At 58.9% G+C, this 25,693-nt stretch carries 23 protein-coding genes; 21 read left to right on the top strand and 2 right to left on the bottom strand.

Features of this window, described 5'->3' with window-relative positions:
- The 14 genes from pgaC to K7431_RS13790 all read left to right on the top strand — a co-directional run bounded on the left by pgaC (position 1) and on the right by K7431_RS13790 (position 18,465).
- Complete coding sequence (gene pgaC / locus K7431_RS13855; RefSeq protein ID WP_012721584.1) at positions 1-1,341, top strand: poly-beta-1,6-N-acetyl-D-glucosamine synthase; 1,341 nt, start codon at positions 1-3, stop codon at positions 1,339-1,341.
- A gap of 2 nt (positions 1,342-1,343) precedes the next feature.
- Entirely contained in the window at positions 1,344-1,826 is a 483-nt protein-coding gene (gene pgaD / locus K7431_RS13850; RefSeq protein WP_043204617.1) for a poly-beta-1,6-N-acetyl-D-glucosamine biosynthesis protein PgaD, read from the top strand.
- Between the two features lie 376 nt (positions 1,827-2,202).
- Positions 2,203-3,927, top strand: a complete 1,725-nt coding sequence (locus K7431_RS13845) for a ShlB/FhaC/HecB family hemolysin secretion/activation protein (RefSeq protein ID WP_012721586.1) — start codon at positions 2,203-2,205, stop codon at positions 3,925-3,927.
- 30 nt (positions 3,928-3,957) lie between these two features.
- Complete coding sequence (locus K7431_RS13840) at positions 3,958-12,153, top strand: two-partner secretion domain-containing protein (RefSeq protein WP_043204618.1); 8,196 nt, start codon at positions 3,958-3,960, stop codon at positions 12,151-12,153.
- Positions 12,140-12,358 (top strand): hypothetical protein, encoded by a 219-nt coding sequence (locus K7431_RS13835; RefSeq protein WP_139238009.1) that lies wholly within the window; start codon positions 12,140-12,142, stop codon positions 12,356-12,358. The genes K7431_RS13840 and K7431_RS13835 overlap by 14 nt, the downstream gene beginning before the upstream one ends.
- Positions 12,359-12,658: 300 nt before the next feature.
- Positions 12,659-13,309, top strand: a complete 651-nt coding sequence (locus K7431_RS13830) for a transposase (RefSeq protein ID WP_224265921.1) — start codon at positions 12,659-12,661, stop codon at positions 13,307-13,309.
- A gap of 265 nt (positions 13,310-13,574) precedes the next feature.
- Positions 13,575-14,393 carry a hypothetical protein gene (locus K7431_RS13825; RefSeq protein ID WP_012721589.1) on the top strand — a complete coding sequence of 273 codons (819 nt, stop codon included), beginning with the start codon at positions 13,575-13,577 and terminating at the stop codon, positions 14,391-14,393.
- A 425-nt stretch (positions 14,394-14,818) separates the two neighbouring features.
- Positions 14,819-15,217: a hypothetical protein gene (locus K7431_RS13820; RefSeq protein ID WP_012721590.1), complete on the top strand. Its 399-nt coding sequence runs from the start codon at positions 14,819-14,821 to the stop codon at positions 15,215-15,217.
- Positions 15,218-15,376: 159 nt separating this feature from the next.
- Positions 15,377-15,826 carry a hypothetical protein gene (locus K7431_RS13815; protein WP_012721592.1) on the top strand — a complete coding sequence of 150 codons (450 nt, stop codon included), beginning with the start codon at positions 15,377-15,379 and terminating at the stop codon, positions 15,824-15,826.
- Positions 15,827-15,979: 153 nt separating this feature from the next.
- Entirely contained in the window at positions 15,980-16,420 is a 441-nt protein-coding gene (locus tag K7431_RS13810; RefSeq protein WP_224265920.1) for an SMI1/KNR4 family protein, read from the top strand.
- 39 nt (positions 16,421-16,459) lie between these two features.
- Positions 16,460-17,248, top strand: a complete 789-nt coding sequence (gene lepB / locus K7431_RS13805) for a signal peptidase I (protein WP_043204622.1) — start codon at positions 16,460-16,462, stop codon at positions 17,246-17,248.
- Positions 17,245-17,661: a hypothetical protein gene (locus K7431_RS13800; RefSeq protein WP_012721595.1), complete on the top strand. Its 417-nt coding sequence runs from the start codon at positions 17,245-17,247 to the stop codon at positions 17,659-17,661. Before lepB ends, K7431_RS13800 begins: the two co-directional genes overlap by 4 nt.
- Positions 17,662-17,693: 32 nt before the next feature.
- The gene (locus K7431_RS13795; protein ID WP_012721596.1) at positions 17,694-18,167 is read left to right on the top strand and encodes an RDD family protein; all 474 of its coding nucleotides are present in this window, start codon (positions 17,694-17,696) and stop codon (positions 18,165-18,167) included.
- 7 nt (positions 18,168-18,174) lie between these two features.
- Entirely contained in the window at positions 18,175-18,465 is a 291-nt protein-coding gene (locus K7431_RS13790; RefSeq protein WP_012721597.1) for an RDD family protein, read from the top strand.
- A 245-nt stretch (positions 18,466-18,710) separates the two neighbouring features.
- On the opposite strand, the gene K7431_RS13785 is transcribed toward K7431_RS13790, so the two are convergent.
- Both K7431_RS13785 and K7431_RS13780 read right to left on the bottom strand, forming a co-directional pair.
- On the bottom strand, positions 18,711-19,298 hold the full coding sequence (locus K7431_RS13785; RefSeq protein WP_012721599.1) for a hypothetical protein: 588 nt from the start codon (positions 19,296-19,298) through the stop codon (positions 18,711-18,713).
- Between the two features lie 16 nt (positions 19,299-19,314).
- Positions 19,315-19,926 (bottom strand): hypothetical protein, encoded by a 612-nt coding sequence (locus K7431_RS13780; protein ID WP_012721600.1) that lies wholly within the window; start codon positions 19,924-19,926, stop codon positions 19,315-19,317.
- A gap of 271 nt (positions 19,927-20,197) precedes the next feature.
- On the opposite strand from K7431_RS13780, the gene K7431_RS13775 reads away from it, so the two are divergent.
- The 7 genes from K7431_RS13775 (at position 20,198) to K7431_RS13745 (ending at position 25,583) form a co-directional block, all read left to right on the top strand.
- Positions 20,198-20,779: a hypothetical protein gene (locus K7431_RS13775; protein ID WP_012721601.1), complete on the top strand. Its 582-nt coding sequence runs from the start codon at positions 20,198-20,200 to the stop codon at positions 20,777-20,779.
- Positions 20,780-20,818: 39 nt separating this feature from the next.
- Positions 20,819-21,499, top strand: coding sequence for a CsgG/HfaB family protein (locus K7431_RS13770; RefSeq protein ID WP_012721602.1), 681 nt, complete (start codon positions 20,819-20,821; stop codon positions 21,497-21,499).
- Between the two features lie 29 nt (positions 21,500-21,528).
- On the top strand, positions 21,529-21,891 hold the full coding sequence (locus K7431_RS13765) for a DUF4810 domain-containing protein (protein WP_012721603.1): 363 nt from the start codon (positions 21,529-21,531) through the stop codon (positions 21,889-21,891).
- Positions 21,888-22,538: a DUF799 domain-containing protein gene (locus K7431_RS13760; protein ID WP_012721604.1), complete on the top strand. Its 651-nt coding sequence runs from the start codon at positions 21,888-21,890 to the stop codon at positions 22,536-22,538. Before K7431_RS13765 ends, K7431_RS13760 begins: the two co-directional genes overlap by 4 nt.
- Before the next feature lie 121 nt (positions 22,539-22,659).
- On the top strand, positions 22,660-24,282 hold the full coding sequence (locus tag K7431_RS13755; protein ID WP_043204624.1) for a vWA domain-containing protein: 1,623 nt from the start codon (positions 22,660-22,662) through the stop codon (positions 24,280-24,282).
- 138 nt (positions 24,283-24,420) lie between these two features.
- Entirely contained in the window at positions 24,421-24,993 is a 573-nt protein-coding gene (locus K7431_RS13750; protein WP_012721606.1) for an RNA polymerase sigma factor, read from the top strand.
- Positions 24,990-25,583, top strand: a complete 594-nt coding sequence (locus tag K7431_RS13745; protein ID WP_012721607.1) for a hypothetical protein — start codon at positions 24,990-24,992, stop codon at positions 25,581-25,583. The genes K7431_RS13750 and K7431_RS13745 overlap by 4 nt, the downstream gene beginning before the upstream one ends.
- Positions 25,584-25,693: the final 110 nt, after the last annotated feature.

Genomic DNA, 25,693 nt, shown 5'->3' with positions numbered 1-25,693 from the left:
ATGTTCGACAGACTCCTGGCTTTATTCGTGCTGGCATTGGTATTGGGCGTGCCCCTGGGCCTGATCTTCCTGGTCACCGGGCAGTTCCTGATGGACTTTGTGTTTTTCTACCCGCTGTTCATGTCGGCGTTGTGGATCGCAGGCGGCGTTTACTTCTGGCTGCACTGGGAGCGCCACTGGCCCTGGGAAGAAGACACACCGGCACCCACGCTGGCCGGCAACCCGCTGATCTCGATCATCATCCCTTGCTACAACGAAGGGGATAACGCCGCCGACACCATCCATGCGGCGCTGGGCCAGCTGTACCCGAACATCGAAGTGATCGCGGTGAACGACGGCTCCAAGGACAACACCGCCGCCGTGCTCGACGCACTGGCACTGGAGCACCCGCGCTTGCGCGTGTTGCACTTGGCGCAGAACCAAGGCAAGGCGGTGGCCTTGCGCATGGGGGCCGTGGCCGCACGCAGCGAATACCTGGTGTGCATCGACGGCGATGCGTTGCTGGATAAAAACGCGGCGGCCTACCTGGTTGCGCCGATGCTCGATAACCCGCGCCTGGGCGCCGTGACCGGCAACCCACGGATCCGCACACGCTCGACCTTGATCGGCCGGGTGCAAGTGGGTGAGTTCTCTTCGATCATCGGCTTGATCAAGCGGACACAACGGGTGTTTGGCCGGATCTTCACGGTGTCGGGTGTGGTGGTAGCGTTCCGTAAAAAGGCGCTCGACCGTATCGACTACTGGAGCACCGACATGATCACCGAGGACATCGATGTCAGTTGGAAGCTGCAGCTTGATCACTGGAGCATCTTCTACGAGCCGCGCGCCCTGTGCTGGATCCTGATGCCCGAAACCGTCGGCGGCCTGTGGAAACAGCGCCTGCGTTGGGCCCAGGGCGGTGCCGAAGTGCTGTTCAAGAATATCCGTGGCATCTGGCAATGGCGTCACCGCTACCTGTGGCCGCTGCTGTTCGAATACTGCCTGTCCACCGGTTGGGCGTTCACGTTCCTGCTGTCGGTGATTTTCTGGGGGGTGGGCAAGTTCATTCCGCTGCCCCAGGCCATTGCCGTGGACTCCCTGATGCCGCCGGCGTTTACCGGGCTGGTACTGGCGATGGTGTGCCTGTTGCAGTTTGCGGTGAGCATCCTGATCGACCGCCGCTACGAGAAAGACCTGTGGAAAACCCTGTTCTGGACCGTGTGGTACCCGATGGTGTTCTGGCTGGTCAGTTTGTTCACCACTCTGGTCAGCTTTCCCAAGGTGCTGTTCAACCAGCACCAGAAGCGTGCGCGCTGGGTAAGCCCCGATCGCGGCATCAAACCCACTGAAGAGGAGGCGTGATCATGAAGCTGGTCAGAACCCGCCAACGTACCGTGATGTGGATCATCGATGTGCTGTTGACCCTGATGGCCTGGGCCGGGTTGATCTGGCTGCTGGCCCGCGGGATCGGCTCGATGCTCGACAGCCACGGTGGGCCACGGATTGAAGCGCCGATCTTTGCAGCGCTCAATACCCTGCAGATCTACCTGTGGATCGCGCTGTTCAACGCTGTGATCCTGGTCAGTTGGGCCCGCTACCAGCAACGCAAGGGGCGCAAGTTCGCCCAGCGTCGCGCGGAGGCCAAGGCCCTCACCGACAAGAACCTGAGCGAGAGCTTCAGCCTTGCTGAAGGGGACCTTGAGCAGTTGCGTCGACCTGGGGTGTTGGTGATCCATAACGACGAGGACGGCGGTGTCGCGCAAGTGACATCCCATGTCTCCCGCGATGTGGAAAAGCCGGGGCTGACACTGGTGCCTGGTAAGGACCAGACCAAAGACGCCGGTTGAGTATTGTGACGGGCGGGCTTTGTGTCTGCCGCAAGCCCGCTCGTCACAGGCATAAGCTTTAAGCCCATAAATGGGATCCAAATCACAAAAAGGCCGCGAACTTTTCTGCTGTTTTCGGTACTAACTTATCTCGGCAAGAACTTGATGGCTAATTAATAGCAATCTGTTAGTTCTCCGACGAATCGCGATCAATAGTGCTGCCGCTTGTCGGATTAATACTTCCAGTTACAAGCCGTTCGCCTATTTGATTATTTTTACTTGTTATCAATCAATGAGTTGCGTGATTAGCTTGCGCGAATATCCAACTAGCTCTGTTCTTTGAGTTGGCGGAAGTTCGATGTTAGTTTGCCGCCCTTTGATTTTCGACGGATCGAACATGTCTTCGTTATTGCCACGGACTCGGTATCTGCTGTGCACTTTCCTGCTCGCTTATTTGAGCCTGAACAGCGCCTCGGCCGCCCCTACGCCCGGGGATCAGGACCTGATCCGCGACCGGCAGAACCGCTTGCTCGAAGAGCAGCGCCGGCGCCTCGAAGAGCTCCAGGACCTGCCGGGCAAGGGCACCCAGTCCCAGACCCCGGCCGCGCCTGCCGACACCCGTTGCTTCCCTATCAAAGACATCCAACTGCAGGGTGCCGACAGCCTGTCGACGTCGGACCGCGTGCGCCTGCTCAAGCCCTATGTCGGCCAATGCCTGGGTGTCTCGCAGCTCAATGAGCTGCTTAAGGTCATCACTGATTTCTACATCGCCAAAGGCCGTGTCACCAGCCGCGCCTACCTGCCGCAGCAGGACCTTTCCAGCGGCCACCTGCAGGTGCTGGTGGTGGAAGGCAAGCTCGAAGGCGTGAAAGGCGGCCCAGGCAGCACCGTCACCGACCGCGAACTGGCGATGGCCTTTCCCGGCAAGGTGGGTGAGCCGCTCAACCTGCGCGAAGTCGAGCAACTGGTCGACCAACTCAGCCGCTTGCCGTCCAAGCAGGCGCAGATGGAGCTGACGCCCGGCAGCCAAGTGGGCGGCAGCGAAGTGGTGGTCAAGAACACCCCGCAGAAACCCTGGCGCGCCAGCCTATCGCGTAACAACGATGGTCAGAAAAGCACCGGCGAACAGCAATGGGGTGCTGGTCTTGAGTGGGACAGCCCCCTCGGCCTGGCCGATCAACTGATACTGCGCGGCGGCCACGACGCCATGAGTGACCACCAGAAAACCTCGAAAAACAGCATGCTCTACTACAACGTGCCATGGGGCTGGTGGAACTTCAGTTACACCTACAGCGAAAGCGACTACCGCACCCTCGGCGATGCTGATGGCTTCAAGTTCAAGCAGTCCGGCGACAGCCAGAACCATCAGCTGCGCGCCGAGCGTGTGATCCATCGTGACGATGTGAGCAAGACCTCAGTGAACGTCGGCCTCGCCCATATACGCACCAACAACTACTTGCTCGACACTCGCCTGGGCCCCAGCAGCAACCGCCTCAGTGAGTTCCAGGTCGGCATCAACCACGGGCGGCGTATCGGCAGCGCCTTCGTCAACCTCGACCTGGGTATGCAGAACGGCATCGGCGCCTTCGACGCGCAAAGCAACGACCAGGAACGCGATCGCGAGGGCAACCTCACGCCCACGCCGAACTACCGCAAATACACCGCCACGCTCAGCTACCTGCAGCCCTTCACGCTGTGGGGTGAGTCGTTCAGTTTTTCCAGCCTGGCCACCGGGCAGCGAAGTGAAGACGTGCTGTTCAGCCCCCAGCGCATCAGCCTGGGCGGGTCGGCCTCGGTACGCGGCTACAAGGACCAGCAACTCACCGGCGACAGCGGTGGCTACTGGCGCAACGACATTCGCTGGGCCCGCCCGGTGACGTGGGACTGGATGCGCCCGGCGTTCCTGGAATACGGCGCCAGTGTCGGCTACGACCAGGGTGTGATCCGCAATGACCGCTACAACGAAACGCTCCATGGGCGGGTTTCGAGCAACTCCTTGGAGCTGTTCGCCCGCGGCAAAAACGTCAGCGCCAGCGTGACATTTGCCCACTCCCTGGAACGCCCTGCGGTGATGAGCGAGCGCGAAGCGCCGATCTATTTCCGCATGGATTTTTACCTGTAATTCAACGCCAGCTGCCTTGAGATCTTGAATATGGACGTTCGCCCTGTTTCTGCCCTGAAAAGCCTAACCCAGCGCGGCCTCGCACTGATTTTGGCGAATGCGCTGTTCTGGCAGCCGCTGTTGGCCCAGGCCGACGGCATTGTCGTCAGCGGCCCTGGCACCACGGTCGGCCAGGCAGGCAATGGCGTGCCGGTGGTGAACATCGCCACGCCGAACGGCAGCGGCCTGTCGCACAACCAATTCAAGGACTACAACGTCGGCCCCAACGGCGTGATCCTTAACAACGCCAGCGGGCCGGTGCAAAGCACGCAACTGGGCGGGATCATCGTCGGCAACCCGAACCTCAGGGGCGGCGCGGCGAATGTCATCCTCAACGAAGTCAAAGGCGGCAGCCCCAGCCAATTGCGCGGCTACACCGAAGTGGCGGGCCAGTCGGCCAAGGTCATCGTCGCCAACCCCTACGGCATCAGCTGCAACGGTTGCGGGTTCATCAACACCCCCAACGTCACCCTGACCACCGGTAAACCGATGATCGATCAGGCCGGGCAGCTGAAAAGCTACCAGGTCGATGGCGGCGCCGTGACCATCGACGGCCAGGGCTTGAATGCAAGCAACGTGGACCGCTTCGAAATCATCACCCGTTCGGCCAAGATCAACGCGAAGATCAACGCCCGCCAACTGACCGTGATCGCCGGCCGCAACGACGTCGATGCACAAAGCCTGAAAACCACTGCGCGCGCCGACGACGGCAGCGCCAAGCCCGAACTGGCCATCGACTCGTCGGCCCTGGGTGGCATGTATGCCGGTGCGATAAAACTGGTGGGCACCGAAGCCGGTGTGGGCGTGAAGCTCGACGGCACACTGGCCGCCAGTGGTGGTGATATTCAGCTCGACGCCAACGGCCACCTGAGCATGGCCCAGGCCGCCGCGAGCGGTGCGGTGGACATCAAGGCCGCGAGCCTGGAGACCAAGGGCGCGGTGTACGCGGGCACCACCCTCAAGGCACAGACCAAGGGCGCACTGAAAAACAGCAAGACCCTCGCCGCCCGCGACAGCATCACCTTGGCCAGCAACGGTCAGTTGACCAACAGCGGCATCATCGAAGCCGGGGTCAACCCCGACAACACGCGCAATGCCGGTGGCGACGTCACCCTCGACAGCCAGCACCTCACCAACACCGGCACGGTGATCGCCAATCGCAGCCTCACCGCCACCGCGCAAAGCCTGGATAACCAGGGCGCTACCTTGAGCGCCAAGCAGGCGCTGAACGTCACCGCCGCCAGCGTCGACAACCGCAACAAAGGTCGCCTGCTCAGCGACGGCGCACAGACCCTCAACGTCAGCGGCCTGCTGGACAACAGCCAGGGCGGCATCATCGACAGCACCGGTGCGTTCACCCTCAACGGCAATACCCTGGATAACAGCACCGGTAGCCTGACCGCCGGCGGGGCGATCACCCTGGATTTGATCGGCGACCTGATCAACCGCAACGGCAAGCTGGCCAGCGCCGGGCCGCTGCTGATCCAGCGCGCCGCGCACATCGATAACCAGGGCGGCAAGCTCGCCAGCCAGGGCTTGCTGACGGTATTCGCCAACAGCATCGACAACCGTAACACCGGCACCCTGGCCGCCAACGATGGCCTGGCCCTGACCACCAGCGGCCTGTTGCAAAACAGCGGCAACGGTCTGATCCACAGTGAAAACGCTGGCGTGACCATCACCGCCGGTACGCTCGACAACGACGGTGGCCGTATCGCCGCCAAAGCCGGTGATGCGCAGATCGATGCAACGGATTTCAACAACGGCAGCGGCGCGTTGTTTGCTCGGGATCGCGTGCACCTGACCGGTATGAATGTGGATAACGGCGGCGAGATCGCCGGCAACCGGATCGACGTCAGCCTCAAGGGCGCACTGACCAACCGTGGCCTGATCGAAAGCGCCACGGCCCTTGATGTCGAGACCGCCAGCCTCAACAACAGCGGGCAAATACGCGCCTTGGGCACCAGCGGCAAGACCCGCTACGCCATCGGTGGCCTGCTCAACAACAGCGGTAGCCTGGAAACCGCCAACGACCAATTGAGCCTCGCCGCCACCCGCTTCCAGAACACCGGTGGCAAGGTGTTGCATGTGGGCACCGGCGCGCTCGACCTCAGTGGCATCAGCCTCGATGACGTGGGTGGCAGCCTGGTCACCAACGGTGACCTGACCTTCGACAAAGTCAATTGGACCAACAGCACCGCGATCCAGGCCGGGCGCCTGACCGTCAACGTGGATAACCTGCAACAGACCGCCACCGGCAAACTGCTCGGCACCCGCGCCCTGGTCGGCAGCGGCAAGGACTGGACCGTGGGCGGCAGCGTCGCCAGCCAGGGCAGCCTGGATCTTTCGGTGGACAACCTGCTCAACGACCACGGCCTGATCTTCAGTGGCGGCGACCTGAACCTCAAGGTCGACCGCCTGAAAAACCTCGGCGCCACGCTCTACGCCATGGGCAACCTGCGCGTCGATCGTGACGGCCAGGGCGGCTTGGCCACCAGCATCATCAACAGCTCGGGCACCATCGAGAGCGAGCGCAATCTGGTCCTGGCCGCCAGCACGATCCAGAACATCCGTACGGTGCTCAACACCGAGTCCGGTATCTACAGCGCCTCCATCACGCCCACGGCCTGTATCTTTCGCGTGACCGGTGGAGACTGCGACGGCCCCAAGCAGAACCGCCCGTTCCTGATTACCCAGCGTGATCACTTCATCGTCAGCGATGCCACGGCAGCGTCCAGCATCACCTCGGGCGGCAACATGCTGCTCACCGTCGGCGAGCTGCTCAACAGCAGCAGTAGCATCGGCGCCGGCGGCAACCTCACGGCCGTCGTCAACCAACTCACCAATGTCGGTGTAGTGACCCACGACACTCAGTACGATCGCATCTTCACCTCCGCCCGTGAGCGCAAGCCCGGTGCCTGGTACCGCGAAGCCGCTGCGTTCACCCAGCGCTATTCGGCCGGCCAGGACATGGGCGGCGTCGAAGCGGGCCTGGCCTCGTTCATCGGTAAGATGGAGAGCGAGCAGATCGCCCTGCGCAAGACCACCCAGTTAAGCGCGCCAGACCAAAGTTACGCCGCTGTGATCCAAGCTGGCGGCAGCGTGGATGTGAAGGCCCAGGCCGGCATCGACAACAGCGTCGTGCGAGGTGGCTACACCTACGTCGGCAGCGGCGCCAACACCAATGCGCCGGGCTACTCGACCCTGGTCAGCCTCAACCCGCAACTGCCACCGGACGTGGCCCAGCAACAGGTCAACCCGCTGGGCCTGCCCGGCTTCGACCTGCCCAGTGGCCAGAACGGCCTGTTCCACCTCAACGACAGCGATGGCGCCAAAGGCCTGCCCACCAGCCAGTTCGCGGCCAGCCCGCATAAATACCTGATCGAAACCAACCCGCTGTTCACGGATATGCGTCAGTTCCTGGGCTCGGACTACATGCTGACCAAGCTCGGCTATGACCCCGACACCGCGCAAAAGCGCCTGGGCGATGGTTTCTACGAACAGCGCCTGATCCAGCAAGCCGTACTCGCCCGCACCGGCCAGCGCTTCATCGACGGCCAGACCAGCGACGCCGACCTGTTCAAGCACCTGATGGACAACGCCATCAGCAGCAAAAGCGCCCTGAATTTGTCCGTAGGCGTGAGCCTCACCGCCGAACAAGTCGCCGCCCTGACCCACGATATCGTGTGGCTGGAAAACGCCACCGTCGCCGGCCAGCAAGTGCTGGTGCCGGTGCTGTACCTGGCCCAGGCGAACGACCGCCTGGCACCCAATGGGGCGCTGATTTCCGGCAGCGACGTCAACTTGATCACCGGCAGCAACCTCAATAACGCCGGCACCCTGCGTGCCACCGGCAACCTGCTGGCGAACGTCGGCGGCAACCTCACCAACAGTGGGTTGATGGAAGCCGGTGGTCGCCTCGACCTGCTCAGCGGCAACAACCTGACCAACCGCGCCGGCGGTGTGATCAGCGCGGGCAACGTCAACCTCGCCGCTGGCGCCGACCTGCTCAACGAACGCAGCGTCACCACCCACGAAAGCGCCAGCAGTTACCGCACCGAACGCAGCGACTTCGTCGACAGCGCCGCGCGCATCGAATCGGCCAACGATTTGGCCATGCAGGCGGGCGGCAACGTCAACAACATCGGTGGCGTGCTCAAGAGCGGTGCCGACACCACGGTCAAGGCCGTGGGCGACGTGAACATCACCGCCTCGAAAAGCCTCGACAGCGGCGCCATCGGCAACCGTTCCAGCTTCACCACCATCGCCCAACAGGGCTCCGTGGTCGACGCTGGCCGCGACCTGCATGTGATTGGCGGGCGCGATATCAGCGCCGTGGCCAGCCAGGTCGAAGCCAAGCGCGACGTCAACCTGATTGCCACCCGCGACCTCAACGCCGTTGCGGCGGCCAACGAGCAGCACTCCACGGGCAACACAAAAAAGGTCAAGAGCATCGAAGACCACGTGCAGCAAGTGTCCAGCGTGATCAAGGCCGGCGGCGACGCCACCCTGAGCGCCGGGCAGAACCTGCAACTGGTGGCCAGCCAGGTCAATGCCGGCAACGAGGCGTACCTGGTATCCGGTAAAAACCTCGAGCTCAAAGCCGCAGCAAATCAGGACTACAGCTTCTACAGCAAGACCAAGAAAACCTCCCAGGGCAAGAAATTCCGCCTGGATGAAACCGACGTGGTGAACAACGTTGGCAGCCTGGTCAGCGCGGGGACGAACAGCACCGTCGTCGCTGGTGCAGACCTGCTGCTGGCCGGCAGTGCTGTTACCGCTGAAAAAGGCGCCACGCAACTGGTCGCCGGCCAGGACGTGAACATCCTCGCCGTCAGTAACGCCGACAGCGCCCGTCATGAACGCAAGGAAAGCAAAAGCAGCTGGGGCGGGCTCAAGTCGAGCAAGGTCCAGGACAAAGTCGACGAAAAACGCACCACCGCCTTGGGCAGCATGGTCTCCGGCGAAACCGTCACCGTCGCGGCCCAACGTGATGCCACGGTCACCGGCTCCAACCTGGTCAGCACCGGCGACCTCGCCGTGCAAGCCGGCCGCGACCTGACCATCGACGCGGCGCAAAACACCTTCGCCCGCACCGACATGCACAAGGAGAAGAACCGCGACCTCACCGGCGTGTTGACCGGCAACAAGCTCGGTCTGGACGACATGACCGGCAACCAGAAGCTGTACATCAACAGCTCCAAGCACAACGGCACCGCCAATGAAATGACCTTGACCGGCAGCACGATTGGCTCCAGCGCGGGCAACGTGTCGCTGACGGCGGGGCGTGAGTTGAAGGTGGTGGCCAGTGATCTGGTGAGTACCAAGAACATGGAGTTGAGTGGGGCTAATGTCACCGTTACTTCGGGGATGGAGACGGCCAGTCAGACCAGTAAGGACAGCTCAAAAAGCTTGGCGGTTGGGCGAGTGATTGCGGGCACCGTGGTCGACACCGCCAACAGCATCCGCGACGCAGCCGAGGCGGCGCGCAGCTCCGACGATCCACGCCTCAAGGCTGTGAAGATCGCCCAGGCGGCGCTGTCGATGTACAACCTGAATAACCAGGCGGGCGATCTCGCTAAACAAAGTACCGGCTTCAAGGACAAGACTGGTGGCTCTGCCGGCAACGGGTCGCTGATCAAGATCGGTACCGAACTGGCCAACACCCGCACCAAAAGCAGCAGCGAATACACGGCGCAGACCGCTCACCAGAGCAACCTCAACGCCGGGGGCAAACTGTCGATCATCGCTGCGGGCGATGCGCCGGGCACTGTGGGTGACTTGACGATTACCGGCAGTACGTTGAAAGCCGACAGCACGTTGCTGTCCGCGAAAAACAACATCCTGATGCAGAGCGCACAGAACACCACCGACCGCAAAAACGACGGCTCACGCAACAGGACCGCTATCGGTGCCAGCTTCAACATAGGCGAGCAAAACGGTTTCACCATCGACCTCGGCGCACAAACCGCCAAGAACCTCGGTTCGGGTGGCTCGGTTACCCAGGTCAATACCACGTTGGACACCGGCTCGCTGGTACTGCGCAGCGGCCAGGACACCAGCCTGATCGGCGCGCAGGTACGCGCTGACCGTATCGATGCCAACATCGGCGGCAACCTCAACATTCTGTCGCGCCAGGACACCGAGACGTCCAAGAGCAAGCAGAACAGCGCGGGCTTCGGTGCGAGCATCTGCATTCCGCCGATCTGTTATGGCTCCCCAGTGACAGCGTCCGCGAGCCTGGCGGCGTCGAAAATGAACAGCGACTACCAAGCTGTCACCGACCAGAGCGGTTTCTTTGCCGGTAAGGGCGGCTACACCATCGACGTGGCCAAAAACACCATCCTGCAAGGTGCGGTGATTGCCAGCGAGGCTGCGGCCGACAGGAACCTGCTGCTCACCGATCGGTTGCTGGTTAGTGACATCAAGAACAAGAGCGAGATCGAGAGCAAGTCTGCGGGCATGAGCGTCTCCGGCTCCTACAGCAGCGGCGCGAGCACGATGACACCGGGCGCTCTGTATGGAATGTCGCTGAACGATTCGGACCACAGCTATACGCGCAGTGCTGTCAGCGAAGGCACGATCGTGGTGCGTAACCCCGAGGGTGCCAATGACCTGGTCGGCTTGAACCGCGACACGGCCAACGCCAACCAGCGTCTCGACAAGCCTGATGAAAAGGCCATGCAGGAACGCATGGAACTGATCAAGAGTTCGATAGAGTTGACCAAGGGCATTGGCGATGCGATTGCTGCCGCGAAGATCAGGGACGCCGAAGACCCCACCACTGAGGCTGGCAAAGCCACGCGGCAGAAGCTAATTGAAGACGGCATCGCTAACCCGACTGCCGAACAAGTCAGCCAGCGTGCTCAGAAGGACTATGGCTTAGGGAGCAGCTTCCAGAGGGCCAGCCAAGCCGTCACCGCCATTGTTCAAGCGGTCATGGGTGGCAATGTTGGCGGTGCGTTGGCAGGTGCCGCGGCGCCGTACCTGGCACAGGAGATCAAGAAAAAAACTGAAGGCGACCCTTACGCCAACCTGATGGCTCACGCAGTGCTTGGCGCGATGGTGGCGCAAGCGCAAGGAAATTCGGCGCTGGCAGGGGGCACCGGCGCTGCGATGGGTGAGTTGATTGCCCGTCAACTTTATCCGGGCACCGCAACAAGTGACCTGACGCAAGCGCAAAAGGAAACGGTTTCCGCCTTGTCGACCTTGGCTGCGGGGGTGGGCGGAGGGCTCACTGGCGGTGATATGCTCGGTGCCTCCGCTGGCGCTCAGGCAGGACGTAATGCGGTGGAGAATAACTGGCTGAGTGAGACAGAAGCCCGCGCACTTGATAGAGAACTATCGGCCTGCAAAAACGTTAAAGGCGACTGCGGTCTAGTATTAAAAAAATATATTGAAATCAGTAATGAAAACAGTAAAAAAATGATGGGTCGTTGCATTGGCGGTGGTTTAACGTGTGTCCTACGGGAAGAGGAAATTCAGGCAAGCACCAATGCTGCGAGAGATGCCGACCCGTCACAGTTCCGCCTGAGTGAAAAATTGAAAAATCCCGAGGCTGTCGCACTGGTAAATTACCTCAATGGCTCGGACCTTAAATTTTTGAAGGAAAATATTACTGACACAGACCGAGTCATGTCAGTTGTCATCGATCCGCTCTCTTGGCCGGTAATGGTGATGGGCGGAAGTTCAATCCTTACTAACGCTTTGACCAAAGGTAAAGAACAATTGATAGCGGTGGGCGCTTCCGCAGGTATTGGTGCAGCTATCCAATATGGAACGACAGGAAAAGTGACACTGTCGGACGTGATTGGCTCTGGGGTAGTCGGCGCGATCACAGCTGGCAAAGGTTACAATCCGACGGTTACTTGGAATGCAACGGGTGGTTATTATCAAGCGGAAATGAAAGGGGAAGACCCATTTATGGGAGCTTTGTTAAGTAAGGCGGGCGCTTCTGTGGGGTTTGCCGTTGGTAATACGATCAAGGCGCCTCTTGATAAGCTGCTTAACCCGGTGTCGAAGCAGTATGAGTGGATGCCGACTGGAATATGGACTATCAGCAGGCCGGCATCGCAAAGTTCCGTTCCCTCCATATTTGGTAATCTGGGCGACTCTGTATCGTCAGGATTTTTCAATAGTGGAGCTGATTTCTATTTGAAGAAAAGAGACAACAATGAAAAAGAATGAACCTTGGTGGGTTGCTATTTATCTTCCTTGTGCCTGTGCGTTCGGTCTGTTGTTTATGTGTGTGTTCTTTCAGATTGCCGGGTATTGGTTGAGTGGTGGCGAGGACTTTATTGTGCTTATAAAAGAAAATACGCCGCTTTATTTAAAAATGGCTGGGGTTGGCTTTGTTCTAGGTTTTGTTCTGTGGTTTTTTAATGTTCGTTGATTTTTAATTTAATAAAGGTGGCTGAGTTTTTGTATAAAAGGGTGCATGAAAGGGGGCGGATTTATTTAAACGTGACGCTAGTCGGTAGTCGATTAATAAATCTGTCCCCTTGAAAAATAGGGGTCAGACCACGGTTTTGCGCTTTTTAGAGTTCAGCAAAATTGCTCTTTTAAAATATGATTTATTTTTTGTAATTATTCGATTGTGTTGGCCTGGTGATGGGCGGCTAAGCTGTAAGCTCTTATTCATTTGGGGGTTTATATGGCTCGCCGTCCTAGAGTTATACTGCCGGATGTCCCGTTGCACATTATTCAGCGGGGAAACAACCGGTCTGCGTGTTTTTATTCAGACGAAGACTATATTTTTTACGTTGATAAGTTAGACCTGCTTGCTGAATTGTATGGCTGTAAAATTCACGCAATGTGCTTGATGACAAATCACGTTCACTTGTTGTTGACCCCCACCTGCTTCGCAGGGGCTGGTCTACTTATGAAAGGGCTGGGGCAGCGCTACGTTCAATACATCAATCGAACCTATCAACGAACGGGCACGTTGTGGGAAGGACGTTTCCGCTCCTGTCTGGTTCAAAAAGACAACTATGTTTTAGCTTGCTATCGATATATCGAAATGAATCCGGTTAGAGCGGGCATGGTTGCTCATCCGGGCGACTATCGCTGGACCAGCTACAGGGCAAATGCACAGGGCGAGCCATCAAGCTTTTTAAGCCCACATGCGGTCTATAGAGAGTTAGGTAGCAGCACCGTGCAACGAGCCGAATCCTACCGGTCTTTATTCAAGGATCGGCTTTCACCTGAGTTGATAGAGCAAATTCGATTTTCTACAAACGGTAATTACGTTTTGGGCGATCAGAAGTTTGCGGCCGAGATTGAGCAGGCATTAGGTAAACGAGTTTCGCAGGGGGTGTCAGGACGCCCAAGAAGTGTGAGCTAAAAGAATAGAAGAATAGTGGTCTGACCCCTATTTCTTTCTATTTCTTTCGTTGCTGAAGTCCACCACTGGAACTTCGGTAAGACAGATTTCCCGACCCAGATCGTTGACCCACGGCATTTAGTACCCGTACCTTCGCGCGAGGCTCATCAACTGATACACCAGCAAACTAGTGCAACTTCCAAACCCTGGGTGGGCCCAGTTTCTCCGTTGCATAGAATAGATATCCCTGAGTGGTCGACGCCTCTGGCGCCAATACGGTGAAGATATGAATCTCAAGAAGACCTTTGAAGCCTTAGGATTGCCCACCGTGCTGGATGCCTGCGCGGATGGAAGCATCCATCCGCCCATCTGCACGCTGGATGCCCCAGCGCAATGGTACGGGTTCCCGCCGGCGTTGATCCCGCTGTGGAGCGATGGATCGCGGCCGACCTATATTGGCTATTGGAGGCACTGGTTTGTCGACCGTGAACCCTGCTTCGTCAAGATGTATGTAGCCGCCGAGCATATGACGATCGAGATTGCCCGCACGCCTGCCCAGTTGATGGGTGTTCTGGCTATGATGTCCATCAGTGTCGAAGATGCTGTCACCCCAGAGCTTGAGCAATTTGCCCAAGCGGTTGGGCTTGATTGTCTGGAGGAGCTAGAAGCGCAGTCATTGAAAACCGGTGATGATCCCCAAGGCTTCGCCAACGTCGAATTGTTTAGCAAAGAGACGCCGCTGGAGAGCATGGCTGAAGACGCGGGGCCCTACACCGGAGACTTTCCCAACCCGTCCGACCCTGGCCGGCCATGGTGGGAAAGCAGTTGTTCCTTCGAAATCATTGATCGGGATATGCCCCCGCCGACAGGAGGGCAATTGCCGGCGTGGTTTGATCCTGATCGAGAGAAAAAGCCGTTGTTTGAGAGCTTCTTGCAAGCCGGCCGCTTGGACTATGCGTGGCTGAGCCTGAACTCCACGGGCTGGTCGATAACCGATGCGCGGCAGGCGCTTGTCGCGTTGCAGGCTCGGGCCAACGACAGAGGCTTCGATGCAGTAGTGGATTATTGGTTGTCGGTTGCGGATGTCAGTGCCGGGGGGTACTGAACCCCATGGCCAACCCAAAAAGGGGACGATTCATTTAGCTGGGGCCTTGATCGGTAAGCTATTGAATAAATCTGTCCCCTTTAATTACAAGGCCCGGCCTACCGGGAAATCGGAACGCCAGTTGGTGCTCAATACCGTCATTGGTCATCACGTGGAAGAGGTCGCCGGGGGACTCGGGGTCAGACAACGTTTTTTTAATGTATGTGAGGCAAGCCTAGAACATTACGCTCTTTAAAAATTAGCTTTTTATTTTTATCTGCTTAAAATTTTTTTCAGCAAGGCGGTTATGAAAATAGGGGTCAGACCACGATTACTGCTAAAACGTATATTGGTGGTCTGAACCCTATTTTCTAATTCGGTAAAAAAATACCAGAGGGACCGCATAAAACAGCGGCTGAAAATGCGCTCAAGGCTGGCAGGATCGAATGCAAAATATTCAAATGGCCGCAATAATTCTGGAGGGTGTGGTGATGATTCCTTGGTCGTTGTTGCTTGAGCAAAAAGCAGGTGATGTCCTTGATACATCCGGAGCGGCACTTTCACTCATCGATGAGGGTGTTTATGGAACTTGCGATAATCAATTCTGCTTGGCCGACACCGTTAACGAGGATGGTCAAGACAAACTCCGATTAGTTTCTTTTTACTGGGCAGCCAGCGAGGCAGCGTTTCGTCGAGCCTATTTCAGAGAAGTTGAACGTGATGACATGGTAGTCATTAGTCCCCCTGCGGAATTGATACCAAAGACGGCAGACACGACCTATGGTCAAATCAAGCAAGCGTTGAAGGCCGTGGGGGACGTTATGGAACATGCCTCTACCGCATAATGTCCGATGGTGCCTTTGTTCACAAAAGCCTCGAGAACGCTTCAGTGGTCTACTATTTTCGCTCGACAGACATATTGGACGACGAGCTGCCCTATGCCATTTTGTGGAAATGTCGTGTGCATGGTAACTATTAAAAAGCAGCAGTGAGTGAGGTGATTAATGGTAGACACTGGAGAAACGCCGGATAGGCTGCTTGACCGACGTGCTGCTGGATTTGCGGCATTTAGATCAGAGCGTCTGCCGGTGCTGCATAAATTCTGTGAAAGTCTCGGATTTGATCAGCCTCATGAAGTATTGGTTGAGCCAAAAAAGTTTTTAGCTCTGCTGGACCGTGGGTTTCAGCACGCTGTTATCAGTGAGGAACACAGAGTCTGGTTTGTGACGCGTATCGGATATTACATTGGCGAGTACCTGATTTCCTTGTTTTATGGCTGCTGGCTACTTGATGGTGATCGGCTGTCATCGTCTTTCGCCAAATATGTGGTCGGCGATTTTTCAATTGAAGGGGTTAAAGCAAAAGTTGTCGACCCTTTTGAAATCGCACAGCGTTATGCAACAACGCCGGCCCCGCGGTTCTTAAGACAAGAGATTGAAACAGTACTGGACTAAAGGGGGCGGTTTATTTGGTAGTGGCGCCAGTCGGTAAGCGGTTAAATAAATCCGTCCCCTTTAATCCCATCGCGCGGCGTCTTCCGGTTTTTGCGCGAGCAAGCGCCCTCCTGCGCAGGGCAATTAGGGTTATGCGTGGTATCGATGGAGTACATGTTGAATATTCGCGAACTTATAAAACACATCACCTCTGCTGAGCAGTACGAAGGGGATTATGGAAGCTGCATAAGTGACCGGGATTTAATACTGAGTGGCGTCGAATTTTCGCACCGCGACAGTGTGCCGGATGACTATCTTGAGTTTCTTGAGCAGTTCGGCTTCGGTGACTTGGACAGCGCGCTCTACATCGAGGACGGCCCAGTGAAGTACGCCGCCATCGCCAAATGCGAGGTCGATGCCTACCGTCATATGTATGTGTTTGCCAGCAGTGGGAGCGGTGTGCTTTATGCATTCGACGCAGAGAACGATTGGTCAATCGTAGAAATTGATCCTGAACTGGATGGGGCAACAGTTTTGTTCGAGGACTTTTCGAGCTTCATGTTGAGCCAGTTAGAGGCGGTCAAGGGTTACGTGGATTGGCGCGCCGCACAGTAATAGGCGCAACGCGCGCACTTGCATTATTAAGGATGATCAATGAAACCTGTAAAACTCTCCCTGCAAGCTTTCCTGATGTCCTGCCTGGTGGCCGGTTGGGGGCTTGTCTACGTGGGCCGTATCAAGTGGGCCATTTCGGTTGCTGCGCTGTTGTACGGCGGTGTGGTGCTGCTCGGCGTGTTCGGTCTGAGCGCCTCGCCCATCGGGCTGTACGTGTTGTTCGGCTGGATTGTCGCGGTCAAGCTCAGCTCGGCAATCGTATCGGCAGTGTTGGCCCGTCGTTACACGGGCCCGGCGGGCGTGCCGCGCAAACGGTTCCACGCGCTATACGTCGGCGTGTTGATCGTGATCACGTTCATTCTGTTGGAGGTCCTGCGGGGGCCGCTGATAGGGTTCAAGAATTACTACATTCCGACCGGTTCGATGGCACCGACGGTGTCCGTGGGCGACTACATTGTGGCCGACCTCAAGGCCGGTGTGCCGAAGGTCGGCGATATCGTGGTGTATCGCTGGAACGGCACCGAGGCAATCAAGCGCGTGGCGGGTGTTGGGGGCGATACGTTGGCCATCGTCAACGGCGAACTGATCCGCAACGGTGAAAACCTCGGCCTGTTTCATGCACCGGCAGACCGTGTGAATGGGCCGGCGTCGATGGAGTTGGCTCCGCTCAAGGTCGAGCCAGGGCACGTCTACCTGCTGGGTGACAACCGCAATAACAGCAATGACAGCCGCTTTATGGGACAGGTGGCCGTTGAAGAGGTGGTCGGTAAGGTCACAGGCATCTGGTTTTCCGAAGAGCGGGCACGCATTGGTATGACGTTCCCGTGAATGCTCAAACGCGCTTGGCGCGCTTTTTCAGCATTGGGTGTCGGGTTGCCCAGTGGCTGTGCCTGTTGGTGATGTTCGCCAGCGCCACGGTATCCATGCTGGCCTGGGCCTACCTCGATCCTGGTTCGACGCCGTTGGGCGTGGCAGTCACAGGCTTCCTGTGGTGCGGCATTGGGCTGCTGTTCGCGTTCGTGTTTGAGCGATCGCGCACAACCGCAGCAACGCTTCGATTCATGCTGACTCGGATGGCCGCGATGCTGGTGCTCGCGGCCACGGCGGCCTACTTGCTCGGCCTGCTGTGGGTTGAGCCTGGGCGCGATTCCCTGGACGCTCTGTTGGAAAGGGCGTCCTGTGAAAAGTACGGCGGCACGATTGAAAAAGGCTGGGAGCGCAATTGCACCCGCCCGGAATAGACGCAATCACGTTGAAGTTGGAGTAACCCTGTATGGACGCAAATAGCACCCCTAAACGCCCCACAATCCTGGCCAGCATCGGCCGTCGCCTGGCCGCACGCATCATTGACTGCGCCATCGCGGTGCTGATCTTTTTCATCGTCAAATATAGTGCAGAGGCGTTGTCTGCCTATGTCCCTGCGGCGACGCCCAAGGCCGGTTTCCTCTGCGCGTTTTTTGCGGGCTTTGCCTACTTCCTGCTGGCCGATGCGCTCCCCTACGGCCAGAGCCTTGGCAAGCGCCTGCTGAGCATTGCCACGGTTGACCGCAAGACCCTCAAGGGTTGCAGCGTTTCCCAGTCGTTTACGCGTAACTCCGGTGCGCTGGTGGTCATCGATTGGGTGTGGATCCTCATGGAATCGAGGACACGCCTGGGTGACATGTTCGCCAAGACCATCGTGATCCAGACCGGTAATCTGACGAGCGTTCGCAGCCTGGCGGATATTTACGACAAAGGCAGGGGATAAGCACGTTATGAACGATTCAGTATCGGCGGCAGAAACCTGGGACCTTGCCAGCCCGTTCAGGCGGCTGCTCGGCTATGTCATCGATATGGCCGTGGTGTTTTTCCTGCTGTTTTTGATCCGCAACCTGGACTACGCGTATCTGTCTTTGCGCTCGGTGGTGGCCCCGCTGTTTTTTGATGGCATCCGCTATGTGCTGATGTTTTTAGCCTTCGGGTACTTTCTGTTTTGCGATGCCTTGCCCAAAGGCCAGAGCCTGGGTAAGCGGGTGTGCCGGACGGCGGTGGTGGGTTACCCCTAACCAACGAACTGCACGCTGTTTCAATCGTTTTTGCGTAATGTTCCGAAGCTGTTGTTCAGTATGCTGAACGGCCTTTTTGTGCTGTTCGGGTTGCGCCGTCGATTGGGCGATATGTTGGCCAAGACGATTGTGATCAACACGTGAGCAGGGCGGTCTGGCTGTAACTAATGTGGGCGGCGTTGAACCGCCGCTCCCACATTTTTGATTGACGTGCGTCAGATGGATAACCGTCGACGTACAGGCCTTTACAGTAACTTGCGCTGCACCGCCTCATCCAGCGTACTGCGCGTCAACGCCTCGACCACTTCCCGTGTGTCGGTCTGGAAAGGCAGGCCTACGATCAGCACCAGATGCACCCATGTGCGCACCGACTCACTCTTTTTGACCCGGCCCAACTCCTTGCCGTCCTTGTCTTTGAACACCGTTTCGAGGGTAAAAATGTTCTTCGCAGTGGTGGGGATGATGCAGAACGTGAAGCCGGTAATGAACGCTGACACCGGGCTGTATTCTTCATTGTTGTGCAGGGTGGCATCCACATAGAGGTCCGAGTCAACCTTGTCGGTGCTTACTCGCGAAAAGCGGTTGGACTGTTGGAAGGTGTCGGCCACAGCCTTTTCCCACAGCACCACCGGGGCACCCACTGCCGCGTTGCCTGGGCCACCGTTGACGTGGTTTTGCGCCGTGGTGCGCACGTACGCCGTCGGCTTTTGAGCCGGTGCGTTAGCGGTCGGCGGCCAGGTTTGCACTGCCGGCAGCTCGTGCTGCGAGTAAGAAACGCAACCGGTCAGCAGGACCGCCGCGAGGACCAGGCAGTGTTTAATCAATCCTTTCATGTGTTGCTCCTTAAATTTACGGTTTCGCCAGTTTGGCGGTAGCGGTGTCGAGCAATTGCGCGACCAGTTTGGTCAGCTGCTGGCCGCCCATCGAGGGCGCCCAATACTGGCCGCTGTAAAGCCCGACGTTGTGTTCGAACTTGATCGACTCTTTCGCCGAAGCCAGTTCCTGGCCGTTGCGGTCGACGATGACCAGGTCGCCCGCTACGTCAAAGCTGTCCACGTAGATCGGGCCGTTGACCCAGATCCAGATCGTCAGCGTCAGCAGCGCGCCCGGCACATACGCAGGGTGTGGCGCGCGATGGCCTTTGAGGGAGGTCATCTTGAATTTGAGCGTGACGTCGTGCTCGCCCAGGCGTACCGGATACTCGGTGACCTGGTTGAAATAACCCGCCGTGCGCACGTATTGGTTGATCTGGGCCGTCAGCGAGCGGCTGATGGCCGTCTTGTTGGCCTCGTTGACGTCGGCGGCATTCACCGTCACATCGGCGACTTGCGCACTGCGCGAGCTACTGCTGGAGGCCGGATGGAGCGGGGCGCCGATGGGGCCAGTGACGGTGTACGACACACAGCCGGTCATGGATAACGCGGCGACGAGCGCCGCTGCCCGGAAGAGGGTTTTCAACACGCAATATCCCTATAAATGAACGAACCAAGCCACTGTCTCGTCCTTCACGGGCATAACTTGAGAATGCATTTTTTATTTGATTGGTGCAGGCCAATAGCCATCATTGTTTTTGTTTTGCTGACAATGCCTTAGGGCATTTCGCCGCGGACTTGGGCATAAGCGCCAGTAAAACGGCGCAGCTCGGGCGTCAAAACAACTTGAGAACGGCTTTCAACTCCGTAAAATGCCGCGATTGTTTAAAGCACGATACTTTTCAGGGACGAATTCAGACATGCGCCTGTTTGCCGTATTCCTCGCGGCCTGCCTTATGGCGGGCTGTGCCTCCAAGCCGGCGTATTACATCTCCCCGGCGCCGGTCACTATTCCCAAGACGGCTACCTACTGGGTCGACACCTTCGACGTTGAAGTGGGCGGCAAAAGCAAACATTTCATGCCAGACGACAAGGTTCGCCAGGAGCTCGGTGTCGATCTGGTCAACCGCCTGCTCAACGCCAAGCGCTACGCCACCAGCAAGGAAACCGCCGATTATTTGCTGGACGTGGATATCGTCTACGTGCGCCATATCATCGACACCAACGGCGGGCTGTCCAATTTAGTCATCGACGACGGCACCATCCTGCAAAGCATCGATTTCGGCTACAAGGTCAAGGTCAAGAAAGCCGGCGCCCAAGTGCTGAGCTTTGCCCACGACCGGCCAGGCCTGGTGCCCAACAACTGGGTGGGCCAGGTGCAGCAATGGAAGACCATCGGCGGCATTATCACCAATACCGGTAACGCCAGTGTCGAGCGACATTTCACTGGTGGGCTGAGCCAATACATTGTCGACGACCTGCAAGATATCCCTTCTCGATAGCGGCCAATCGCTTTGGATTTCCCCACTTAGGAGCACCCTGTGAACACACTGTCCAAAATCCTGCTGTCCGGCCTCACCGCCGCAGCGCTGCTGACCGTGGCCGGTTGCGCCACGGAGAGCAACCGCGCCATGCCGGTGGAACAAGTCGCCAGCGCCCACGTCGCTTATTCCGGCGTGCGCGTGCCAATCGCCGTGGGCAAGTTCGATAACCGCTCCAGCTACATGCGCGGCATCTTCTCCGACGGTGTTGACCGCCTCGGTGGCCAGGCCAAGACCATCTTGATCACCCACTTGCAGCAGACCAACCGCTTCAGCGTGCTGGACCGCGACAACATGGGCGAAATCTCCCAGGAAGCCGCGATCAAAGGCACCGTGCAGAAGCTCAAAGGCGCTGACTATGTGGTGACCGGCGATGTGACCGAGTTCGGCCGCAAAGAGACCGGTGACCGCCAGCTGTTCGGCATCCTTGGCCGTGGCAAGACCCAAGTCGCCTATGCCAAAGTCGCACTGAATATCGTCAACATCAGCACCTCCGAAGTGGTGTATTCCACCCAGGGCGCCGGTGAGTACGCGCTGTCCAACCGTGAAGTGGTCGGCTTCGGCGGCACCGCCAGCTATGACTCCACCCTCAATGGCAAGGTCCTCGACCTGGCCATGCGTGAAGCCATCAACCGCCTCGTCGACGGCATCAACGCCGGCGCCTGGAACCCGCGCAACTGATCAGCAACACCTCAAGGAGCAGTACACGGATGAGCAAGGCAGTTAAGTTGGCGCTGATGCTGACAGCAGTCGCAACGGTCGCCGGGTGCCAGACGGCGCCCCAACCCCTGTATCAATGGGAAAGCTACCAGCCGCAGGTTTACGAGTACTTCAAGGGCGAGCCCAAGGAAGCGCAGGTCGAGGCGCTGGAGCGGGATCTGCAGAAGATCAACGCCAGTGGCCGCAAGGCCCCACCTGGCTACCACGCGCACCTGGGCATGCTCTACCTGAGCATGGGCAAGGATGACCAGATGGTGCAGGAGTTCCGCACCGAGAAGGCACTGTTCCCTGAGTCCGCCGCCTACATGGATTTTCTGCTGAAAAACGCCAAGACCGGAGTCGCCACTAAATGAGCCTGTTGAAACTCACTGGCGCCTTGCTGGCCCTGGCCCTGCTCGGCGGTTGCGCAGCCCCCAAGACCATTGACTACACGGCATACAAACAGGCGCGACCGAAGTCGATCCTGGTACTGCCGCCGATCAATGAGTCGCCGGAAGTGCAGGCCTCCTACAGCATGGTCTCGCAAGTGACCTACCCGTTGGCGGAAGCCGGCTACTACGTGTTGCCGATTGCCCTGGTGGACGAAACCTTCCGCCAGAACGGCCTGACCACTGCCAACGATATCCAGGCGGTGCCACCGGCCAAGCTGCATGACATCTTTGGCGCGGATTCGGCGTTGTACATCACCGTTACCAATTACGGCACCAAGTACATGCTGATCTCCAGCGACACCTCCGTGACGGCCTCGGCCAAACTGGTCGACCTGCGCACCGGCACCACCCTGTGGACCGGCTCGGCGCATGCGTCCAGCGAGGAAGGCAACAACAACGGCGGTGGCCTCGTCGGCATGCTGATCACGGCGGCGGTCAAGCAAGTGATCAACAGTTCCACCGATGCGGCGCACCCGATCGCCGGTATCACCAGTGCGCGCCTGCTGTCGCCGGGGCAGCGTGCGGGGATCCTGTACGGCCCGCGTAACCCGAAGTACGGCACGGACTGATATCCGGATTCTGAGAGCACCACGGTCCAACTGTGGTGTTATTTGAATCAGGGTTAACCCGAACATCCCGCACCTTGCGTCTGACCTTGTGAACGGATCATTCATTCACGAGGTTCAGCCCATGTCCCGTCCTCTGCTCTTCCTGCGTCCTGCCGCCCAAGGCTTTGCCGTCACCATGGTGGTGGCGCTGGCCGGTTGCGGGCTGTCTTCGTCCCCTGAGCTGGCCAAGCCGGCCGAGCCCGTCGCCGAGCTGCAAACCGCGTCACCCCAGGGCGCTTTGGTGAAACGCATGGCAATGCCTGCACCGATGCGTATGCAGGAGTCCGCCGCGATGGACTACCGCAGCGAACCCCGCGAGCAATACGCCAACCTGCCGGACAACCCGGTGCATCGCGTGGCCGAAACGCCGGTTTCAACCTTCAGTGTTGATGTCGACACGGGCAGCTACGCCAACGTCAGACGCTTCCTCAACCAAGGTAGCCTGCCGCCCGAAGGCGCTGTGCGACTCGAGGAAATGGTCAACTATTTCCCCTACCACTACGCGTTGCCCACCGACGGCTCGCCCTTTGGCGTGACCACCGAAGTGGCCGCCACACCGTGGAACCCGCGCACCCAACTGCTGCGCATCGGCATCAAGGCGTCCGACCGCCCCGTGGCGGAGTTGGCGCCGGCCAACCTGGTGTTCCTGGTCGACGTGTCCGGCTCCATGGACCGTCGCGAAGGCTTGCCGCTGGTGAAAAGCACGCTGAAATTGCTGGTGGATCAGTTGCGTGAGCAGGACCGTGTTTCGCTGGTGGTCTATGCCGGTGAGTCCCGGGTAGTGCTCAAACCGACTTCCGGTCGAGACAAGGTGAAGATCCGCAACGCCATTGACCAACTCACCGCAGGCGGCTCCACGGCGGGCGCTTCCGGCATCGAACTGGCCTACCAGATGGCCCGCGAAGGCTTTATCGACAACGGCATCAACCGCATCCTGCTGGCGACCGACGGTGATTTCAACGTGGGCATCAGTGATTTCGACAGCCTCAAACAGATGGCGGTAGAGCAGCGCAAAAGCGGTGTGTCCCTCACCACCCTGGGTTTCGGTGTGGATAACTACAACGAACACCTGATGGAACAACTGGCCGACGCCGGCGACGGCAATTACGCCTACATCGACAACCTTCGCGAAGCGCACAAAGTGCTGGTGGACCAACTCAGCTCGACCCTGGCGGTGGTGGCGCGCGATGTGAAGTTGCAGGTGGAATTCAACCCGGCGCAGGTCAGTGAATATCGCCTGCTGGGCTATGAAAACCGCGCCTTGAAACGGGAGGATTTCAATAACGACAAAGTCGACGCCGGTGAAATTGGCGCAGGGCATACGGTCACTGCGTTGTATGAAATTGTGCCCAAGGGCGAGAAGGGCTGGTCGGAGCCTTTGCGCTACGCTGCTGCGCCTGCAGCTGAGGATAAATCGGGTGAGCTGGCGATGCTGCGCGTGCGCTACAAGTCGGCGGCGGGGGGGGACAGTCAGTTAATCGAGCGCCCCATCCGCAATAAATCCACCCAAGCGAGCGACGACCTGCGCTTCGCGGCGGCAGTGGCAGCCTTTGCACAACAGCTCAAGGGCGATGGCCGCTACACTGGCAGCATGAGCCTGCAGGACACTGCCGAACTGGCCCGCTCGGCCCGAGGCAATGACCCGTTCGGCCTGCGTAATGAGTTCGTGCAACTGGTGGAATTGGCCCAAAGCCTGAAACCCTGATCTTGAATGCAACACTGGTCGAAATGTGGGAGGGGGCTTGCCCCCGATGGCAGTGGGACAGTCAACACATCTGTTACTGATACACCGCTATCGGGGGCAAGCCCCCTCCCACATTTACAAAAGGAGTTCGCCCATTACATGGCCGTTCCAGACGATCCACCCAGCGACGAAGCGCTGCTGGCCCGCTACCGAACCGGCGACAGCGCCGCGTTCGAAGCCTTGTACGCGCGCCATCGCCAGGGCCTGTACCGATTCCTCGTATCCCTGAGCAACAAGGCCGAACTGGCCGAGGAAATCTACCAGGAAACCTGGCTCAGCCTGATCCGCAGCGCCACCCAGCCACAAGGCCGGGCGAGCTTTCGCACATGGCTGTTCCAGATTGCCCGCAACCGCCTGATCGACCACTGGCGCAAGCACGGCATTCACAACCCCCTGCACGACAGCTACGACGAGCAACTGCACGCCCAGGCCGACGACAGCGCCGGCCCCGAGCAGCAACTGAGCCTGAGCCGCGACCAGGCCCGCCTCGACGCCGCGCTGCAAGACCTGCCCGAAGACCAGCGCGAAGTTTTCCTGCTGCGCCTGCACGGTGACCTCGAAGTGCCGCAAATCGCCGCCCTCACCGGCGCCCCGCTGGAAACCGTCAAAAGCCGCCTGCGTTACGCCCAGCAGAAACTGCGTCGCCTGCTGGCCGAGGAGATACCCGCATGACCGACCCCCGACACACCCCGGACCCCGACGACGTGCTGCTCCAGCACATGCGTCAACACAGCACTGGCGAACCGCCCGCGTCCCTCGACGCCTTCATCCTCGCCACCGCCCGCCGCGAAGCCCCGGCGCCGCAGCCGAGCCTGTGGCAACGCTGGCTGCAAGCCTGCCAACGGCCACGCTGGCAGATGGCGTTCGCCACCGTCGCAGGCTTAGCGCTGATGATCGGCGTGGTCCTACGCGAGCCCGTGCCGCACCCCGACATCTCCACAGCGACCTTCTCCGCCCTTCATGAGGAAGCCGCACGTCCTGCCCCGACCCCGATGTCCGCCCCTGCGCCCGTGGCCCGATTGGCCATCGCCCCCAACGCCGAGAGTGCGCAAGTCATGGGCTCGATGGCGGATGAGTCGCCCGCCAAACTCAGCAAGCGCGCGCCGGTGGCGGTGCCGGGGTTGGAGGAGGGGTTGCAGGAGATTGTGAGGCTGCGTGAGGCTGGGGAAACCAGAGCGGCGGATGAGAAGCTGTTGGCGTTGCACGAGCGCTTTCCTGAGGAAGACTTGCCGGCGCGGTTGGAGGCATTGCAGAAACATTGAATGTCGCCCACAAAAAAGCCCCAGGCCTTTTGACCTGGGGCTTTCTCGTCATATCTGGTGCCCCGGCGTCGTTTGAACTGGAGGGTGAGAGCCCCGTATTCATTGGGTGC

This window comes from Pseudomonas fluorescens group sp., from assembly GCF_020093335.1.
GTDB lineage: Bacteria > Pseudomonadota > Gammaproteobacteria > Pseudomonadales > Pseudomonadaceae > Aquipseudomonas > Aquipseudomonas petroselini.
Note: the sequence above shows the minus strand (reverse complement) of the source record. Positions and strands in the feature narration are given on the sequence as shown.